Origin of the sequence: Rhizobium sp. BE258 (assembly GCF_031457345.1) — a bacterium.
Taxonomy (GTDB): Bacteria; Pseudomonadota; Alphaproteobacteria; order Rhizobiales; family Rhizobiaceae; genus Rhizobium.
The window spans coordinates 676,378-693,889 of the sequence record NZ_JAVDWL010000003.1; the positions used below are offsets into that span (position 1 = coordinate 676,378).

At 62.6% G+C, this 17,512-nt stretch carries 23 protein-coding genes; 9 read left to right on the forward strand and 14 right to left on the reverse strand.

What is annotated here, in order from left to right; translation table 11 throughout:
- Positions 1-4 precede the first annotated feature (4 nt).
- Complete coding sequence (gene ilvN / locus J2X43_RS13805; RefSeq protein ID WP_112387039.1) at positions 5-577, forward strand: acetolactate synthase small subunit; 573 nt, start codon at positions 5-7, stop codon at positions 575-577.
- A 73-nt stretch (positions 578-650) separates the two neighbouring features.
- Here ilvN and J2X43_RS13810 read toward each other — a convergent pair whose 3' ends face one another.
- Entirely contained in the window at positions 651-1,499 is an 849-nt protein-coding gene (locus J2X43_RS13810) for an aldo/keto reductase (protein WP_310294694.1), read from the reverse strand.
- A 162-nt stretch (positions 1,500-1,661) separates the two neighbouring features.
- Between J2X43_RS13810 and J2X43_RS13815 the strand changes: the two genes are divergently transcribed.
- The 4 genes from J2X43_RS13815 to J2X43_RS13830 all read left to right on the forward strand — a co-directional run bounded on the left by J2X43_RS13815 (position 1,662) and on the right by J2X43_RS13830 (position 3,996).
- Complete coding sequence (locus tag J2X43_RS13815) at positions 1,662-2,255, forward strand: LysE family translocator (protein WP_310294695.1); 594 nt, start codon at positions 1,662-1,664, stop codon at positions 2,253-2,255.
- Between the two features lie 73 nt (positions 2,256-2,328).
- Entirely contained in the window at positions 2,329-2,982 is a 654-nt protein-coding gene (gene nthA / locus J2X43_RS13820; RefSeq protein ID WP_310294697.1) for a nitrile hydratase subunit alpha, read from the forward strand.
- Positions 2,979-3,638, forward strand: coding sequence for a nitrile hydratase subunit beta (nthB, locus tag J2X43_RS13825; RefSeq protein ID WP_310294699.1), 660 nt, complete (start codon positions 2,979-2,981; stop codon positions 3,636-3,638). The genes nthA and nthB overlap by 4 nt, the downstream gene beginning before the upstream one ends.
- Positions 3,625-3,996, forward strand: a complete 372-nt coding sequence (locus J2X43_RS13830; protein WP_310294701.1) for a nitrile hydratase accessory protein — start codon at positions 3,625-3,627, stop codon at positions 3,994-3,996. The genes nthB and J2X43_RS13830 overlap by 14 nt, the downstream gene beginning before the upstream one ends.
- Positions 3,997-3,999: 3 nt before the next feature.
- On the opposite strand, the gene J2X43_RS13835 is transcribed toward J2X43_RS13830, so the two are convergent.
- From J2X43_RS13835 to J2X43_RS13860, 6 genes are all read right to left on the reverse strand, one after another.
- Complete coding sequence (locus J2X43_RS13835; RefSeq protein ID WP_310294703.1) at positions 4,000-4,782, reverse strand: anti-sigma factor; 783 nt, start codon at positions 4,780-4,782, stop codon at positions 4,000-4,002.
- Positions 4,779-5,294, reverse strand: coding sequence for an RNA polymerase sigma factor (locus tag J2X43_RS13840; protein WP_310294706.1), 516 nt, complete (start codon positions 5,292-5,294; stop codon positions 4,779-4,781). Before J2X43_RS13840 ends, J2X43_RS13835 begins: the two co-directional genes overlap by 4 nt.
- Before the next feature lie 10 nt (positions 5,295-5,304).
- Positions 5,305-5,685 (reverse strand): hypothetical protein, encoded by a 381-nt coding sequence (locus J2X43_RS13845; protein WP_112387046.1) that lies wholly within the window; start codon positions 5,683-5,685, stop codon positions 5,305-5,307.
- 67 nt (positions 5,686-5,752) lie between these two features.
- The gene (locus J2X43_RS13850) at positions 5,753-6,466 is read right to left on the reverse strand and encodes a TfuA-like protein (protein ID WP_310294709.1); all 714 of its coding nucleotides are present in this window, start codon (positions 6,464-6,466) and stop codon (positions 5,753-5,755) included.
- The gene (locus tag J2X43_RS13855; protein ID WP_310294711.1) at positions 6,463-7,671 is read right to left on the reverse strand and encodes a YcaO-like family protein; all 1,209 of its coding nucleotides are present in this window, start codon (positions 7,669-7,671) and stop codon (positions 6,463-6,465) included. Before J2X43_RS13855 ends, J2X43_RS13850 begins: the two co-directional genes overlap by 4 nt.
- Positions 7,672-7,694: 23 nt before the next feature.
- Complete coding sequence (locus J2X43_RS13860; protein WP_310294927.1) at positions 7,695-8,255, reverse strand: DUF922 domain-containing protein; 561 nt, start codon at positions 8,253-8,255, stop codon at positions 7,695-7,697.
- A gap of 157 nt (positions 8,256-8,412) precedes the next feature.
- Here J2X43_RS13860 and J2X43_RS13865 point away from each other — a divergent pair, with 157 nt between their 5' ends.
- Positions 8,413-9,540, forward strand: coding sequence for an ATP-dependent RecD-like DNA helicase (locus J2X43_RS13865; protein WP_112387048.1), 1,128 nt, complete (start codon positions 8,413-8,415; stop codon positions 9,538-9,540).
- Positions 9,541-9,585: 45 nt separating this feature from the next.
- Here J2X43_RS13865 and J2X43_RS13870 read toward each other — a convergent pair whose 3' ends face one another.
- Both J2X43_RS13870 and J2X43_RS13875 read right to left on the reverse strand, forming a co-directional pair.
- A complete protein-coding gene (locus J2X43_RS13870; RefSeq protein WP_310294713.1) occupies positions 9,586-10,278 on the reverse strand; it encodes a MerR family transcriptional regulator in 693 nt (230 codons plus the stop codon).
- Positions 10,279-10,419: 141 nt separating this feature from the next.
- Complete coding sequence (locus J2X43_RS13875; protein WP_310294716.1) at positions 10,420-10,713, reverse strand: hypothetical protein; 294 nt, start codon at positions 10,711-10,713, stop codon at positions 10,420-10,422.
- Here J2X43_RS13875 and J2X43_RS13880 point away from each other — a divergent pair.
- On the forward strand, positions 10,712-11,464 hold the full coding sequence (locus J2X43_RS13880; RefSeq protein ID WP_112387460.1) for a pyridoxine 5'-phosphate synthase: 753 nt from the start codon (positions 10,712-10,714) through the stop codon (positions 11,462-11,464). The two genes, J2X43_RS13875 and J2X43_RS13880, sit on opposite strands and share 2 nt — an antisense overlap.
- 47 nt (positions 11,465-11,511) lie before the next feature.
- On the opposite strand, the gene J2X43_RS13885 is transcribed toward J2X43_RS13880, so the two are convergent.
- Positions 11,512-12,399, reverse strand: a complete 888-nt coding sequence (locus tag J2X43_RS13885) for an SDR family oxidoreductase (RefSeq protein ID WP_310294718.1) — start codon at positions 12,397-12,399, stop codon at positions 11,512-11,514.
- 114 nt (positions 12,400-12,513) lie between these two features.
- Between J2X43_RS13885 and J2X43_RS13890 the strand changes: the two genes are divergently transcribed.
- On the forward strand, positions 12,514-12,924 hold the full coding sequence (locus J2X43_RS13890; RefSeq protein WP_310294720.1) for a helix-turn-helix domain-containing protein: 411 nt from the start codon (positions 12,514-12,516) through the stop codon (positions 12,922-12,924).
- A gap of 288 nt (positions 12,925-13,212) precedes the next feature.
- Here J2X43_RS13890 and J2X43_RS13895 read toward each other — a convergent pair whose 3' ends face one another.
- The 4 genes from J2X43_RS13895 to J2X43_RS13910 form a co-directional block, all read right to left on the reverse strand.
- Positions 13,213-14,421 (reverse strand): MFS transporter, encoded by a 1,209-nt coding sequence (locus J2X43_RS13895; RefSeq protein ID WP_310294722.1) that lies wholly within the window; start codon positions 14,419-14,421, stop codon positions 13,213-13,215.
- Between the two features lie 76 nt (positions 14,422-14,497).
- Positions 14,498-15,115 (reverse strand): TetR/AcrR family transcriptional regulator, encoded by a 618-nt coding sequence (locus J2X43_RS13900; RefSeq protein WP_310294724.1) that lies wholly within the window; start codon positions 15,113-15,115, stop codon positions 14,498-14,500.
- 61 nt (positions 15,116-15,176) lie between these two features.
- Positions 15,177-16,094 (reverse strand): helix-turn-helix domain-containing GNAT family N-acetyltransferase, encoded by a 918-nt coding sequence (locus J2X43_RS13905; protein WP_310294726.1) that lies wholly within the window; start codon positions 16,092-16,094, stop codon positions 15,177-15,179.
- Positions 16,095-16,153: 59 nt separating this feature from the next.
- Positions 16,154-16,867 (reverse strand): aspartate/glutamate racemase family protein, encoded by a 714-nt coding sequence (locus J2X43_RS13910; RefSeq protein WP_310294728.1) that lies wholly within the window; start codon positions 16,865-16,867, stop codon positions 16,154-16,156.
- A gap of 156 nt (positions 16,868-17,023) precedes the next feature.
- Here J2X43_RS13910 and J2X43_RS13915 point away from each other — a divergent pair, with 156 nt between their 5' ends.
- Positions 17,024-17,488, forward strand: coding sequence for an Lrp/AsnC family transcriptional regulator (locus tag J2X43_RS13915; protein WP_310294730.1), 465 nt, complete (start codon positions 17,024-17,026; stop codon positions 17,486-17,488).
- The last annotated feature ends 24 nt before the right edge of the window (positions 17,489-17,512 follow it).

The window sequence follows — 17,512 nt, forward strand, 5'->3', positions numbered from 1 at the left end:
GACAATGAACGCACACCTACAGCCGACCGGTTCCGCCTACTTCATTTCGCCGGAAACCGCCGCAGCCGAGAGCCACACGCTTTCGGTCCTCGTCGACAACGAGCCGGGCGTCCTAGCCCGGGTCATCGGCCTGTTTTCTGGCCGCGGATATAACATCGAAAGCCTGACGGTCTCGGAAACCGAGCATCAGGCGCATCTGTCGCGCATCACAGTTGTGACGCGCGGCACGCCGCAGGTGCTGGAGCAGATCAAGGCGCAGCTGGAACGCATCGTTCCCGTTCACCGTGTCGTCGATCTGACGGTGCGGGCCCGCGAACTCGGCCAGGACCGGCCGATCGAGCGTGAAGTGGCGCTGATCAAGGTCGTCGGCTCCGGCGACGCACGCGCCGAGACGCTGCGTCTTGCCGATGCTTTCCATGCCAAGGTGGTCGATGCCACCGTCGATCACTTCATTCTCGAGATCACCGGCAAGTCCTCGAAGATCGACCAGTTCGTCTCGGTGATGAAGCCACTCGGCCTCATCGAAGTCTGCCGTACCGGCATCGCGGCGATGAACCGTGGCGCGCAGGGCATGTAAGCCTGACGCTGATAGGCAAAATTCGAGAGCGCCCGGGTCTTTGGCCCAGGCGTTTTCATTTTGCCGCGGCCGGTCAGAGCATCTCCAGCGACGACTTGCGTCCGGGTGGCGGGAAGACCTTGTCGAGTGCTGCCCAGTCCTCGTCGCTGAGATCGAGCGTGACGCTGTCGCGGTTCTCAGCGGCGCGCTCGGCGCTCGATGTCTTCGGGATGGCGATGACGCCGTCGCGTTCGAGCACGAAGGCCAAGGCGATCTGCGCCGGTGTTGCCTGATTGGCCTTGGCGATGCGGATCAGTTCCGGATTGTGCAGGATACGGCCCTGCTCGATCGGCGAATAGGCCATGACGGGGACGCCGTGCTTCTGGCACCAGGGCAGGAGGTCGTATTCGATGCCGCGGCGCGCCAGATTGAAGAGCACTTGATTGGCGGCGCATCTGCGGCCGCCCGGGACCGAGAAGAGCTCCTCCATATCGTCCGTGTCGAAGTTCGAAACGCCCCAGGCGCCGATCTTTCCGGCGTCCATCAACTCTTCGAAGGCTTCCACCGTCTCCGTGAGTGCATATTCGCCACGCCAGTGCAGCAGATAGAGGTCGATGCGGTCGATGCTAAGGCGCGAGAGGCTGCGGTTGCAGGCTTCGATGGTGCCGGTGCGGCTGGCATTGTGCGGATAGACCTTGCTGGTGATGAACACCTTGTCGCGCTGCCCCTTGATGGCGCGGCCGACGATGCGCTCGGCGCCGCCTTCGCCATACATTTCGGCGGTGTCGATCAATGTCATGCCGAGCTCGATACCGGCCTTCAGACTCGCGATCTCGCGGTCGGCCTCGGAAGCGCGCTCGCCCATGTTCCAGGTGCCCTGGCCAAGGGCCGGGACTTCGGTGCCATCCGGGAACGCGATGGCCGGGATGATGTCTTCCTGCATGGCTCTGCCTTTCCTGATGCAGTTGAGGAGATTGCGCCGATAGTCCATCTTTCAAGCAATCCTGTCACGGTGACAATGATCTGATGGAACAGGAAAATTAGGGCAGCTACACTGACCTAAATAAGGGGCCGCGAAAAAGCCGGTCCTTCCGGGAGGACGTCGATGCCATTGGATACGTTCGCAGCGCTGGTGCTGTTTGCCTTCACGACGTCGATCACGCCGGGGCCGAACAACATGATGCTGTTCACCTCGGGGGTGAATTTCGGCTTCCGCCGGACGATCCCGCATATGCTGGGCATCGGCGCCGGCTTCCTGTCGCTGTTGCTCGCCGTCGGACTGGGGTTGGGTGCGGTCCTCCATACGGTTCCGGCGCTCTACACGGTGTTGAAGTTTGCCGGTGGCGCCTATCTGCTGTGGATCGCGTGGAAGATCGGTTCGTCGCGCTCGCTGAGCGAGGGCAAGACGAGCGCTGCGCCGATGTCCTTCCTGTCGGCCGCGGCCTTTCAGTGGATCAATCCGAAAGCCTGGGTCATGGCCGTGACCGCGATGGCGACCTATACGAACCCGGATCTCTATCTCGTCAGCGTCCTGATCGTCGGCCTGGCTTTTGCGCTGGTCAATGTCCCCAGCGTTTCCACATGGGCCGGTTTCGGTTCGGCGCTGCGCGACTGGCTGTCTGATCCGGCCAGGCTCAAATGGTTCAACATCACCATGGCCTTGCTGCTGGTGCTCAGCCTTTGGCCGATGCTGAAATGAGTTTTGCCTGATGTGGCTTGGCGGCTGGATCGCAAAGGCCTAAACAGGGTTCGACATCGCGGAGGGCATCGTCTTGCACGATCATGATCACGACCATCACCATGACCACGATCATGGGCACGACCACCATCACGACAACCGCTATACCGACATGCAGGCGCGGGTCCGGGCGCTGGAAACGGTACTGACCGAGAAGGGGCTGATCGACCCGGCGGCGATCGACGCCATCGTCGAAACCTACGAGACGAAGATCGGTCCCCGCAATGGGGCGCGGGTCGTGGCCAGGGCCTGGAGCGATCCCGCTTTTGCCGAATGGCTGAAGCGCGATGCGACGGCGGCGATCGCCAGTCTCGGCTATACCGGCCGCCAGGGCGAGCATATGCGCGCCGTCTTCAACACACCCGAGACGCATAACCTCGTCGTCTGCACGCTTTGCTCCTGCTATCCGTGGTCGGTCCTCGGCCTGCCGCCTGTCTGGTACAAGGCACCGGCCTACCGTTCGCGCGCCGTCATCGATCCGCGCGGCGTGCTGGCCGAATTCGGCGTGTCACTGCCCGAAGACAAGAAGGTCCGCGTCTGGGATTCGACCGCGGAACTCCGCTATCTCGTCATTCCCGAACGTCCTGAGGGAACCGATGGTTTCGGCGAGGAGGCGCTGGCCGACCTCGTCAGCCGCGACGCGATGATCGGTACCGGTATCGCGGCCACGCCGGGAGCAGCCACATGAACGGGCCGCACGATCTCGGCGGACAGATGGGTTTCGGGCCGGTGGCGCCGGAGCAGAACGAGCCGTATTTTCACGCGGAATGGGAGAAGCGGGCGCTTGGCGTGGTGCTTTCCTGCGGGGCCTTCGGCGCCTGGACGATCGATGAAAGCCGCCATGCGCGCGAGCGCATCCCGCCGGCCGATTACCTGTCGGCCAGCTATTACGAGATCTGGACCCGGGCGCTCGAAGTGCTCCTGGAACGCCACGGCTTCGTGGCGCAGGACGAGATCGCCAAAGGCCACAAGCGTGACGACGGCGCCGTGCCGAAGCGGGTGCTGAAGGCCGACATGGTGGCGGGTGTGCTGGCAAAGGGCGCACCCTGCGACCGGCCGGTCGAAGCGCCCGCGAAATTCGCTGCCGGGCAACGGGTGCGGACGCGAAACTTCAATCCCGAGACCCATACGCGGCTGCCGCGCTACGCCCGGGCAAAGACCGGCGTCGTCGAGGCGGTGCAGGGCTCCTTCGTCTTTCCTGACGATCATGCGCATGGAAAAGGCGAGAATCCGCAATGGATCTACACCGTTGTCTTCGATGGCGGCGAGATCTGGGGCGAGGGCGCAGACCCGTCGCTGACGGTGTCGATCGACGCCTGGGAGAGCTATCTTGAGCCAGTGTGATCACGTGTCACCGCTGCGGGACTCGCCGCAGCTGCCGAAATCGGCCGAGGGCGATCCGGTCTTTCCTGAGCCCTGGGCGGCCGAAGCCTTCGCGATGACGGTGCATCTGCACCAGCGCGGATTGTTCACCTGGAGCGAATGGGCGGAGACGCTGTCTGCCGAGCTGCACCAGCCCGGCCGCGCCATCGATGGCAGCGACTATTTCGACTGCTGGGTGGCGGCGCTCTCGCATATCCTCGCTAGCAAGGGCGTCGCCGACGGCGAGACGATCCTGTCGCTGCAGCGGAGCTGGCAGCGTGCCGCCGAGGCGACGCCGCACGGCAGGCCGATCGAACTCGCCAACGATCCGCTGCGCTGACAGCTAGGACGGGAACTGCCGGTAGCATTCCTCGGCCACCTGCCGCAGCTGGTCGCGGGAAATCTCGCCGGTCACGGCATAGCCGAGCTCGCCGTCGATCCAGTAGAAGGTCTCGAGATTATCCGCCGAGGCGAAGCGGAAGCTGGTCGTATGGTTGCCGGCATTGCGCCCGACCAGAACTGTCAGACGTTCGCCGCCCTGATCCTCATACATGAACATCGCGCCCGGCTTGCCATCGACAGGCAGCAGGCGGCCGCCGACGAGGTGGAAACCCAGCGTCTGCAGGTCGGGTACCTTCAGGTTCTGGATCGCCAGCCGCTTGCCGAGCCAGGTGGCGAGATGCGCCTCCTCGTTGGCGAAGACCTCGACGGGATGGCGGACTTCGCTGGCATAGACGAGAAAGGCGTTCTGCGCCTGCTGCGGCAATGTTTCGGAGGAGGTGAGCTGCAGTTGCGGCTTTTCGAACAGCGCGGGGCCATAGTGGCCGCTGACCGCGCCTGCCGCGAATACGGCTGCGATGGAGGCGGCGATCGCGGCGCGGCGCGGCCATGACGGGCGAGCGTTGCGCGGTGCCACGAGCAGGGCGTCGTCAGGCTTGGCAACGGCATAGGGGCCGAACATTTTCTGGATGGCGGCACTCTGCGATTTCCATTCGGCGACGGCTGCCGCTTCCTCGGGATTGTCCTTCAGCCATGCCTCGATGCGGGCGTGCTCGGCCTCGGGTAGCTGGCCGTCGGCATAGGCATGCAGATCCGCTTCGGTCACGGTCGGGTTGGGTTCGGTCATTTCGGTCTCCGAAGCGTAATCACATTATCGGCTTTCATTCTCTCGGCGACCCGCTGGCGGGCGCGCGACAGACGCGACATCACGGTGCCGATGGGGATATCGAGGGCGGTGGCGACCTCGCTGTAGGTGTAGCCCTCGACGACCACAAGCATCAGCACGGCGCGGTTTTCTTCCGAAAGCCCGTTCAGCGCATCCTCCAGCCTGGCGCGCTCCAGCGGATCGGAGGGCACAGCGGGCGACGGAAGGCTTTCGGCCGCGTCGAGCTCCACGGTCATGTTGCGTGGACCGTTGCGGCGGGCGTTGCGGTAGAGATTGGTCATGATCGTCAGCGCCCAGCCGCGCAGGTTCAGGCCGCGCCATTGCGAACGGCGGGCCAGGACCTTTTCGACGCAGTCCTGGAGCAGATCCTCGCCTTCGCTGTCGGAGCGGGTCAGGCTTCGCGAGTAGCGCCTGAGCGAGGGCAGGAGGGCCAGGATCTGGCCCTCGAAGGTTTCGGGTGCGGGTGTTTTCACGCGCGGATACTCAGGGCTTGGCAAGGTCCCAGTTGCCGCCGACGCCATCGCCGGTGACATCGCCCTTCTTCTTGTCCTTGACCCAGAAATAGAGCGGCATGCCGTCCTTGGCCCACTGCTTCGTCCCGTCCTTGCGATCGATGACCGAGTATGCCCCATCTGCCTTTGCGTCGCCAGCGGCGGCGAGCGGCGGCCAGTTCTTTGCGCAATCGCCGTTGCAATTGGAGGTGCCCATCGCGTCCTTCTTGAAGGTGTAGAGCGTCATGCCATTTTCGCCGGCAAGAACCTTGCCCTTGGCGGATTCGACGGTCTGGACCGGGGCGGCGGCGAAGGCGGCGGTCGCAGCCATGGCGGCAACGGCAAATGCGGTTGCGAATGATACGATTTTCATGCGGTCTCTCCTCACGTTCGGCAGGCTTTGTTGCTTTGCCGGATATGAGACACGCGAGCCCGCCGTTTTATTCCATGCCGTTTTCAAGGGCGTTCCAGAGCGAGGTCCGGGCGAACGTCCAATCGCGGGCGAGGATTGTCGTCCCGGGCGTGAAAGCCGAAAGGACTGCGATCATCTCCTCGGCATCGCGGCGCTTCTGATTGACCGCGTTGCCGCCCACCCATTGCAGCAGATCGCTGCAGCGTACGGCGGGAAGTGCCGTTCCGTCGAGGATCGATCGCCAGGTTCGTTTCTTGAAGAAGATGGCGCGGGATGCGGCCAGCAGCGCCTGCCGCTCGGCCGCATCGATGATGCCGCGCGCCAGCATGTCACCGAGCGTCGACATGACGTTGATCAGCGGTTCGCTGAGCGCCTTGTAGCCGAGTTCGCCCGGCGCATGCAGCTGGGCGACGGCATCGTCATCGTCCAGCTCGCCGCTCGCATACATCACATAGATCTTGCCGATTCCGGTCATGCCGAAGGCGGCGCATTCGGCGGCGCGCAGCGCGCCCATGCTGGCGGCGCCGAAGACCGGTATTCCGTTGGAGAGCGCAAAGAGGATTTCCTTGTGCCAGACGGGCGCGGCATATTCGAAATAGCCGTCGATCAGACCGATCGCCGTTGCGCCCTGTCTGACCGCTGTCAGGATATCGCCCTGGGCAGCCGGTGGCCGGATATCGAGGTGGCCGCCGGTCAGCGCTGCGGCATCGGGCAGGGTGGGGCCGACGAAGACGGTCTTCATAGGACCTCCATCGACCGCGAGAGGGCGCGCGGGCCGAAACTATGCTTGCGGTCGCCCTCGGGGTTTTCCAGTGCGGGGACGAAGACCTTGGAGACGGCGATCGCAAGACCGGGTTCATGCAGCTCGACGGCGATGGCGGGGCCGAGGCTGGTATGGCTGAGCTTGCCCACCACGCCTGCCAGCAGTGCGGCAGCGCCATCCGGCAGATCGGGCCTCTCGACCACCACCTCCCGAACGGAGGCGGCGAAGAGCGCGCGTGTTCCCGGCGGAAGCGGACGTTCGAAAACCTCCGGCAGGATATCGTCACGGGCACCGCTGATGAAGGTCAGGCGCGACTGCGCGGCCTCGGTGATGGCGCGGATCGCGGCGCGAACGGGATTGGGATGGGCGCCGCATCCGTGGGTGACGTCGACATAGCGGATATGTCTGGCAGCGGTGACATCGCCGGGACCGAGAAGGGCGGCGATGCAGGGAATGCCGATGTCGCTGGTCACCTCGAAGAGCCGAAGGGCGAGACCGGCAGCAGCAATCTTCGCACAAAGCGCGCCGATGGGCGGATCGGCGAAGCTTTCCGGGGCAATCGCCTCGATACGCTCCGGCAGCGTCATCTGCCAGAGCGCGAAGGCGTCGCGCTCGATACGTTCGAGCAGGGCGTGAAGGCGTGCCTCGTCGATGGTGTTGCCGGAGGCGAGGCCGTCGGAGGATTGCCAGAAGCGGCAATTGCCGATGGTGCGGTCGAGCAAAATGGCGTCCTTCGGGACGAAGATGGTCTTGCCGTCTTCGAGGCTTGTGCCCGCCACCCAGCTTATCGCCTCGTCCGGCTCGATATCGGCGGCGCCGGCGGCGACCAGTTCGTTCAGCGGATGCCAGGCGTGGCCGTCGGCGGTGAGGTCCAGTCCGCTGCAAAGCCGCGTGGTCAACGCCGGATTGCCCGCGATGGTCCGCTCCAGCGCTTCCATGGCGGCGGAGACCTTGGCGTCGATATCGGTCAGGCCCTTGCCCTGATTGACGACGATCGACCGGGCATTGGGAACGATGGCGTTCCAGACCGGAATGCCGATGCAATCGAGGCCGGTGACGCGGGCGAGCCGGGTGATGCCGAAGCGGGGCAGCAGCGGGGCAATGCGGGCGAGCGTTTCCTCCGGCGCGCAGGCGCGGTCCGAATAGGTGCTTCGGGTCAGGAGCGTTGCGTCAGGTGTCGTCACATCAACTCCTTGCTTTCGAGGGGTTAGGGACCGTTCACCAGCTTCAGGATCAGGCCTTGAATATGGCCGCCGTCGCCCATCTCGACCTTATCGAAATCGCGGCCCTGCTGGCGCTGGTAACCCGAAAGTTCGCCCAGCCGCTGCTGCAGGGTGACGCGTATCTTCTTGCATTGCGGATCGTCGGCGGCGCTGAGGCCGAGACTGTAGCCTTCGATCTGCTTGACCATTTCCTTGATCGTGCCGCCATGCCAGCGTTCGTGGGTCTCGACGCCCGAGATGAAGCTCTGCCAGCTTGCCTGGACGGCGGGGGAAAGCGCGGATGATGGTTTCGGCAATGTGTAGATGATGATCAGCTTCGGGCGCGCGACGGTGATCTTGCAGGACTTGTCGGGCTGGACCTCGTATTTGCGCGTCCATGTCAGCTTGAACGTCGTGTGGGCGATGACCTGACCGTTGCCGGCCGCAGGGCCGCGTTCGCCGATCGACTGGTAGAGACCGGCACCTGTCGTGCCCGAGATTGCATAGGTCTTGATCTGTTCGACGGGTTGCCAGTCGGCATGGGCGGCAACAGGCATCGATACCATCAGGAGAAACAACGCGGCCGTTTTCTTCACACGAATCCCTTTCGCCGGACTGCTGCGAGACTAGAGGCGCGCGCTCCGGCTTTCAATCTGGTGATCGCGCAACTGAGAGGCGTTTTCGCCTTGCGTCCGGCGCACGAATCCTGCCAAGTCGCGCATCATGCAATTTGCTCCGCAACAGGATGAAGCCCTGAAGGCCGTTTCGAAATGGCTGAAGGAGGGACGGTCGCCGCTCTTCCGTCTTTTCGGCTATGCCGGAACCGGCAAGACGACGCTTGCGCGCCATTTTGCCGAGAATGTCGATGGCGACGTGCTGTTTGCGGCCTTTACCGGCAAGGCGGCACAGGTGCTGCGCTCGCGCGGCGCATCGAATGCCAAGACCATCCACTCGCTGATCTACCGCCCGCGCGGCGAAGAGGCGGTCGAGGACGAGGAAACCGGCAAGACCTCGATCGCGCCGATGTTCACCATCAACCGCCAGAGCCCGGTCGCCAAGGCGGCGCTGATCATCGTCGACGAATGCTCGATGGTGGACGAGGCGCTCGGCAGGGACCTGATGAGCTTCGGCACGCCGATCCTGGTGCTTGGCGATCCCGGCCAGCTGCCGCCGGTTTCGGGCGGAGGCTATTTCACCAATCAGGATCCGGATTACCTGCTGACGGATATTCACCGCCAGGCGCGCGACAATCCGATCATCAAGCTCGCCATGCAGGTACGCGAGGGCAACGAGATCATGTATGGCGATTATGGCGCCGCGCAAGTGATCTCGAAAAACGAGGTCAATCAGGACCTGGTGATGAAGGCCGATCAGGTGCTCGTCGGCACCAACCGGACGCGGCGGCGCTATAACCAGCGGCTGCGTGAGTTGAAGGGCTTCAATGCCGAATATCCCCAGACCGGTGACAAGCTGGTCTGCCTGCGCAACGATCCGGCCAAGGGACTGCTCAACGGCTCGCTGTGGCAGGTGATGACATCGTCCAAGGAAACGACGAAGCCCGGCATCAACCTGCTGATCCGCCCTGAAGACGACGACATGGATCGTGGTGCTGCGAAGATCAAATTGCTGAAGCAGGCCTTCGAGGATGTCGAGGGCGAAATTCCCTGGAACACCCGCAAGCGCTACGACGAGTTCGACTACGGCTATGCGCTGACGGTTCACAAGGCGCAGGGCTCGCAGTGGAACAATGTGGTGCTGTTCGATGAAAGCTGGGCCTTCCGCGATACGCGCGAGCGCTGGCTCTACACGGCAATCACCCGCGCAGCCGAGACTTTGACCATCGTTCGTTAGGCGGGCAGGCGTGGCGGACGCCGTTCCCGTGGGAGTGAAAAGTCTTCAGACCTGGACGATGCCGAGTAGGACAGCCTTGGCGATCGCCTGGAAGCGGTTATTGGCCCGGAACTTCAGGATGATTGCCGATTCCAGCGCCTTTGCCTCGTCATGGGAAAAGCTGAGCGCCCTGGCTATCCGCTGAGTCGAATAGCCCTCGGCCATCAGCGACAGGCAGCGCCTTTCCTTCTCCGAGAGCCCGTCGGGATCCTCGTTGTCGTTGAGCGGCGGCATCTCCCCATGGGCGTCGAGATCGAGCAGGTCGCCGACCTGTTGCAGCTGGCGGTGCAGCGTCGACATTTCGGCCGTCAGTTCACGCTTGCGCACCCCCAGCGCCTCGCGAAACATCGTCTCTGCTTCCTCCTGCGACCTTGCATGGCGCAGCTCATCCATCAGGTCCTGGATGACGGCGATCGGCATGCCGGTCTCGCGGCAGACGTTGATGACGGCCATTCGCATGACGTCGTCCTGACCGTAAACTCGCATCAGGCCGATGCGATTGGCCGAAAGCAGGCCTTTCTCCTCGTAGAAATGTAAGGTCCTGTGGGTGACACCGAATGCATTCGCCATGTCGGCGATCGGCACCGGTCCATCAGGGAGATCCGGCGGCAGCGCGGCAGAAGGCAGGAACCGGTATTTCGACCGGGCCTCCGAAGCGTTGCCGGCGGCAGCAAACATGCGTTTGGAACCGTCTGGCATGAACCCTCCTAGGGCATACTGTTGCACCTCATGCGGTTGCCAGTTGCTTTCGACGGCGCTGCGGAGTGGGGTTTTCCTCGAGGCGTTCTTGTCGTTGGGGAAGGAAGCAGTACGCGGCGTACTAAACTCGATACATATTCTTCACGTTATGCGTGAACGGTCTTTTTTGTAAGTGCTAAAAATAATCGTTTTTAAATAGGATAGCAATGCGGGCGGAAAAGCTTGAAACGCCGCGAAAAGATAGCCGGATGCCGTTTGCGCGAGCGTCAGCGTTTCTTCCAGCGGAACGGGAAATACTCCTTGCGGTACGCATCGCGTCACGCAGCGTGAAGCATCACGAATTTGCATGCTGCCATCTGCGAATCTCGTTGGCCTTGGCGGCGCCATTGGCATAAAAGCGGAGCACGCATCTGCCATCGAATGGATCATCGTCATGCCGACCACGCTTTCCGTGAACCTCAACGCCGTCGCCATGCTGCGCAATCGCCGCGATCTGCCGTGGCCGAGTGTCGAAAGCCTTGGCCGTATCGCGCTGAAATCGGGGGCGAGCGGGCTGACAGTGCATCCGCGGCCGGACCAGCGGCATATCCGCTTCTCCGACCTGCCGGTGATCCGCAACCTGATCGACGACGAATTCCCCGAAGCCGAGTTCAATATCGAGGGATATCCAACCGAGGAATTTCTCGACCTTTGCCGCGGCGCTGCGCCTGAACAGGTGACGCTGGTGCCTGACGATCCGACACAGGCGACATCAGATCACGGCTGGAATTTCCGCAAGGACGAGCGTTTCCTGACCGATGTGATCGCCAAGCTGAAGGCGATGGGAACCCGGGTGTCGCTGTTTGCCGATGGTGACGGCGATGTGGAAGCGGTGAAGATCGCCAAGGCTGTCGGCGCCGACCGTATCGAGCTCTATACCGGCCCCTATGGCGGCTGCTACGACGCCCCTGAGCGGGTCGGCCCCATTCTCGAAGCACTTGGAAAGACGGCGGATGCGGCGCTGGCGATCGGCCTCGGCGTCAATGCCGGTCACGATCTGACGGTTGCCAATCTGCCGCCGCTGGTGAAGCGTATTCCGGCTCTCGCGGAAGTCTCGATCGGCCATGGGCTGACGGCGGATGCGCTGGAATACGGGATGGCCGAAACCGTACGCCGCTTCTGCCGCGCCTGCGGTCAGAAGATCTGATCTGAAAAGCCCGCCGCGGTGGTGCACGGCGGGCTCTCAGGCTTCGCTCAGGCGGTGAGCGCTGCCTTGTTCTCTTCGATGAAGCTGCGCAGCGTCTGCGGCTCCCTGCCTGTCAGCGCCGTGAAGTCGCCGCTCAGGCTATCGAAATTGCCAGCGCGGATATTGGCATCGGCAGACACCAGCATCTCGACCACGAAAGAGGGCAGGCCGGCACCGGTCATGCCGGCGGAAAGCTGCTCGTCGCTGACCTCGACGACGTCCAGCGGGCGGCCAGTGATGGCGCTGACGGCGGAGGCGACATCGGCGATCGAATAGGAGGTCGACCCGGTCAGCGTGTAGGTCTTGTTTTCAGCCTTGCCGGAGGCGAGAGCGGCGGCAATCGCCAGCGCGCAGTCTTCGCGCGAGATGTAAGGCACCTTGCCGCCCTTGGTGGCGGTGTACCACTTGCCGCCCTGCAGATTATGCGGCAGCGAATGCATGAAATTGTCGAAATACCAGGCGTCGCGCAGGATCGTATAGGAGAGGCCGCTGGCCTTGATGGCGTTCTCGGTGCCGAGATGGTCGGGCGCGAAGGTGACGAGCGATTTGTCGGGCGAGGGCATCGAGGTGTAGGCGAGCTGCCTGACGCCTGACTTCTTGGCAGCATCGACCGCTGCCGTATGCTGCTTCAGGCGCTGGCCGGGGACGGCGAGTGCATCGGTGCTGATGATGAGGACGGTGCCTGCGCCTTCAAAGGCCGAGACGAGACCTGCGGCATCGTCGAAATCCGCCTTGCGGGTGGCAACGCCCTTGGCGGCCAGATCGGCAAGCTTCGACGGATCGCGCGTCGCGGCGATGATCCGTGAAGCGGGTACCTTGTAGGTCTCAAGCAGGTGGTGGAGAACGCGCTGGCCAAGCTGACCGGCGGCGCCGGTGACGAGAATTGTATCGCTCATGGATCTATCCTTTTTATGGTCTCTAAAAGAGACTAGCACTAGAATAGGAATTGACGTCCTTCTGTAAAGGAGGCAGTTTTTTAGCTCTACGTTACCAAAAGGGAACCACCCGCCATGAGCGGCACTGTCGTCAGCCTGAAGAGCAAGCCGGCCCCCGGCGTTCGCCGCGAGATCGATTTCGAGCAGCTCGATTTCGGCAATTGCCCGGTCAGGGACATGATGCAGCAGATCGGCGGAAAATGGTCGACGCTGATGCTGGAGGCGCTTGCGGCGCGGCCGTACCGTTTCGGTGAACTGAGACGAAAGATCCCCGATATCTCGCAGCGGATGCTGACTCAGACGCTGCGGGACCTGCAGCGTGAAGGCTATATCGAGCGCGAGGTGTTTGCGACGAAGCCGCCGAGCGTCGAGTACCGGATTACCGAGCTTGGCGTCTCGCTCTACGCGACGCTGGCGCTTTTGCTGAATTGGGCGGAAGCGAACCATGAAGCTGTTCGCGCCGCCCGAATTCGTTTTGATGCCTAGAGCGTTTCCTGGTTATATTGAAGCATTCTGCCGGAGCAGGTTTTCGATAGGGCAAAGGCGATTGGCGAAGGGCATACCTCGGTACGGTCGAGCCGATCGCCTTTGATCCTGGCGGAAAGATGCCCGGCCCCTGCGGGGTTGGCTGAAACGGGCCGCCTGATCGACCGGCTGGCTTGGTCGTAGATTTGGGCTACGACGCGCGCCAGCCGGTCGATCATCCGACTCCGTTTGAGCCAACAGAATGCTTCAATATAACCAGGAAACGCTCTAGGAAGGCTGAGACGCGGCTTACTTGCCGCGTCCCTCGGTGAGGAAGAGCAGGAAGGCGAAGGCCGGGAAGCAGAAGCCGATCCAGGCCGTCATCGTCCATCCGCCCGTGGCATAGGCCCAGCCGCCGATCGCCGAGCCCGCAGCACCACCCATGAAGAATGTTGCCATGAACAGACCGTTCAGGCGGCTGCGATGCTCGGCGCTGATCGAGAAGATCGTGCGCTGGCTGCAGACGAGATTGGTGGTGACACCGAAGTCGAGCAGGATGGCGGAAGCCGTCAGTAGGCCGATCGCCAGCGTCGATCCGTCGGTGGCGAAATGGCTGACGAGGAAAGATATCATCGCGAGCACCATGGCGAGCGTCGATGCGACCTTGGTTAGGCCGCGGTCGGCGAGGCGTCCGGCGATCGGCGAAGCGATGGCGCCGGCAGCGCCTGCAAGGGCGAAGAGCGCAATGCCGTTCTGGCTGAAGCCGAAAGCCGGGCTGGAGAGCAGCAAGGGCGTGGTCGTCCAGAACAGGCTGAAGGCGCCGAACATGCCGGCCTGGTAGAGCGCACGGCGCTGCAGGACTCGGGAGGTCATGGCGAGATGGCCCATGGAGGCGAGGAGCGCACCATAGCTCAGCTTCGTATGCGGCGTGCGCACCGGCAGCGTGGCGCGCAGCAACAGGACCAGCAGCACCATGAAGACGGCGGAGACGTAATAGACCATGTGCCATGACGAGGCTTCGGCGACGAAGCTGGCGAAGGGACGGGCCAGCATGATGCCGCAGAGCAGGCCGCTCATGACATTGCCGACGACGCGGCCGCGGCTTGCATCCGGCGCCATGTGGGCGGCGAAGGGCACGACCACCTGAACGGCGACGGAGGACAGGCCGATACAGAGCGAGGCCAGCAGGAAGAGCGCCGGGGTCGAGGCGAAGGATGCACCAATGAGGGCGACGGCGGAGACGCCGATCAGGAGCAGGATCAGGCGGCGGTTTTCGAGAAGATAGCCGAGCGGCACGATCAGCAGCAGGCCAAGGCCGTAGCCGATCTGGGTCAAGGTGACGATGAGACCGGTGGCGGCAGGCGTGAATCCGAGATCGGCGCTGATGAGGCCTGCCAGCGGCTGGCCGTAATAGAGATTGGCGGCGACGAGACCGCAAGTGGCTGCAAATAGAAATGTCATCAGGGACGAGATTGCCGGGGAGGCGGCCGTCTCATCCGTTGCTGAGGAAATGCTCATGGGAACTCCAGTATGCGGATCTGGGGGAGGATCGGTATAAAAAGTCGGTTCAGGCCACCTGCTTTGGCGGGCGGCGTCAGGTCAGTAATTTCATGGCGGTGTCGGCGACGGCATTCATTTCGGCCGCGGTGCTGCCGGTCTTGCCGACGACGCGCATGCCGTTCATCACGCAGAGCAGGCTGATCGCCGCCGATGCGGCATCGATCGACGGAGCAACGGATCCGTCGGCCTGTCCAATCAGGATGAGGTCGAGGATGAACTCTTCGTTCGAGGTGAAGGCATCCTCGATGCGCTTGGCGGCTTCTGGATCGAAGGTGGCGATCTCATTGGCGCTGCCGACGACGAGGCAGCCGCGGCGGCCGGATTCGCCATGCGACGAGACGGCGTAGAGGCCGAGCAGGGCGCGCAGTTTCTGCCGGCCCGTCTCGGCACCCGCCATGCTCTCGGTGATCTTGCCGCGGCGGATCTTGCGATAGCGGTCGAAGGCGGCGAGGAAGACACCGCGCTTGTCCTTGAAGGCCTTGTAGACGCTGCCCGAGGTCAGCCCCATCGCCTCGGTCAGTTCGCTGATCGATGTGGCGTGGTAGCCGCGTTCGGAAAAGACGGCGAGCGCTTTGTCGAGGGCGGCGTCCATGTCGAATTCGCGCGGGCGGCCGCGGCTGCGGCTCATATCTTCGGGGGCGAGTGTGCTCATGGCTCACTCAATTAGGAAATGATCGTTTCCAAATCAAGCGAAATATTCGTGACGGCTGATTTCAGAGGTCCAGCACCCAGGTCTGGCCGTTCTCTTCGGTGCCGAACATGCTGTGTCTCTCTTCGGAGACAAGCTGGAATCCCGCCTTGACGTAGATCGCGCGCGCAGAATACAGGATGTCGTTGGTCCAGAGCGAGATCTGCCGGTAATTCTTCGCGCGGGCAAAGCGAATGCATTCGTTGACCAGCGTCCTGCCAAGGCCGAGGCCGCGCGCCGCCTTGTCGATATAGAGCAAGCGGAGCTTGGCAATGCCGTCGCCGCCATTGGTGATAAGCACTGAGCCGATGTTGATGCCGTTACGCTCGGCGATCCAGCAATATTCCATGGCGGGATCGAAATTCGCCAGGAACTTGCCGGCGACTTCGGCGACGAGACCTTCGAAGCGCATGTTCCAGCCATATTCCTCGACATAGGCCTTGCCCTGGCTCTGGACGATCCAGCCCATGTCGCCGGGGCGGTGGGCGCGGATGACCGGGGCGGGTGGCTGCGTCTTGGGATCGAGAAGCGAGCGGATCGTCTGCATTGCGAACACGACACTCTGCGGCTCGCCATCCGCCAGACGGTCGAAACGCTCGGCCAGTTGGGCATTGGAGCGGCGGCCGAAATCCTCGAACTGTGTCTGTCCCTTACTGGTAACGCGGATGGTCTGGCTGCGCCGGTCTGCCTGATCGGCCTCTGTCGCGACCAGGCCTTCGGCTTTGAAGCGTTTGAGGATGCGGCTGAGATAGGCAGGGTCGACATGAAGATCGGCGGCAAGTGCGGTGGCGCCGATGCCGTCATGCGAGCCGATTTCGAACAGCACCCGTGCATCCGTCAGCGTGAAGGGCGTATCGAGATAGGCCTTGTTCAGCACGCCGAGCAGGTTCGTATAGAAGCGGTTGAAATCGCGGGCGGCTTCGATGAGCGCGGAATCGGTCATGGACAAAATCTCCTGTTGGAGACCTTGTCCAATGTTTAGTTGACTGAGTCAAGTATTTATCAGGCGGCTTCCCGCTTGCGATCGGCACCCAGCGAAAATTCAATCGCAGCCTTCGCATGGATCGTCGTGGTGTCGAAGCCCGGCAGCGGCAGATTGTTCGGATCGAGGATCAGGCAGATTTCGGTGCAGCCGAGAATGATGCTGTCGGCGCCCTTGGCCATCTCGCGCTCGATGATCCGCATCAGCTTTTCGCGCGACGAATCCAGCACCTTACCGGCGCAAAGTTCGCTAAAGATGATGTCGTGGACGATGGTGCGGTCTTCGGCTTCCGGCACGGCGATCTCGACGCCGAGGCTCTTCATGCGGTCGGCATAGAAGCCGTGTTCCATGGTGTAGCGGGTGGCGAGCAGCAGGGGCCGCCTGCGCCCGGCAGCCTTCAGCGACGCAGCCGTTTCGTCGATGATATGGATCAGCGGCACGGAGATGCGTGCGGCGACCTGTTCGGCGATCAGGTGCATGGTGTTGGTGCAGATCAGCACGCAGTCGGCGCCGCCGACCTGAAGCTTCAAAGCAACGTCGCCGAGGCGGCGTGCCGCGCCATCCCAATCGCCGGCCTTCTGCATCGAGACGATTTCTTCGAAATTCACGGAATGCATCAGCACTTCAGCCGAAGCGAGGCCGCCGAGGCGCTCGCGCACCATCTCGTTGACCAGGCGATAGTAGACCGCGGAGCTTTCGAAGCTCATGCCGCCGATCAGACCGATTGTCCGCATTTCCGTGTTCCCGTTTGTTGATTTCGATAGGCAGATCATGCCGCAGGTGTGGCGCCGAATGTTTGCATTGTTCGGGCGATATTGCAGCAGGCGGCTTTGAGTTTGCGCCATTTTCCAGTAATGTGCAAAAAATCGGCGTCAATTTAAGGTTTGGCAATGTTGGATGATCGCGATCGGAAGATTCTCGACCTGCTACAGGCGGACGCAGGCATATCCGTCAGCGATCTTGCGGAGCGTGTTTCGCTGTCGGTCTCGGCCTGCTCGCGGCGCATCCAGCGGCTGGAGGAAAGCGGCTATATCGCCCGGCGGATCGTTGTCCTCGACCGCGAAAAGATGGGCGTGCCGACCACGGTCTTTGCACTGATCAAGACGGCGCATCATTCGGATGAATGGATCGAGAGCTTCCGCAGAGCGATCAGCAGCGTTCCTGAGATCGTCGAGGCGCACAGGCTGACCGGCAATCACGACTATATCCTGAAGATCGTTCTGCCGCGCGTCGAGCATTACGACGTGATCTACAAGCAGATCGTCCGCAAGATAGAGCTTTTCGACGTCTCGGCATCGATCTCGATGGAGATATTGAAGAGCGGCACCACCGTTCCCGTCAGTTATGCCGGGTAGGCGCAAGGGAGCTATTCGCAAACA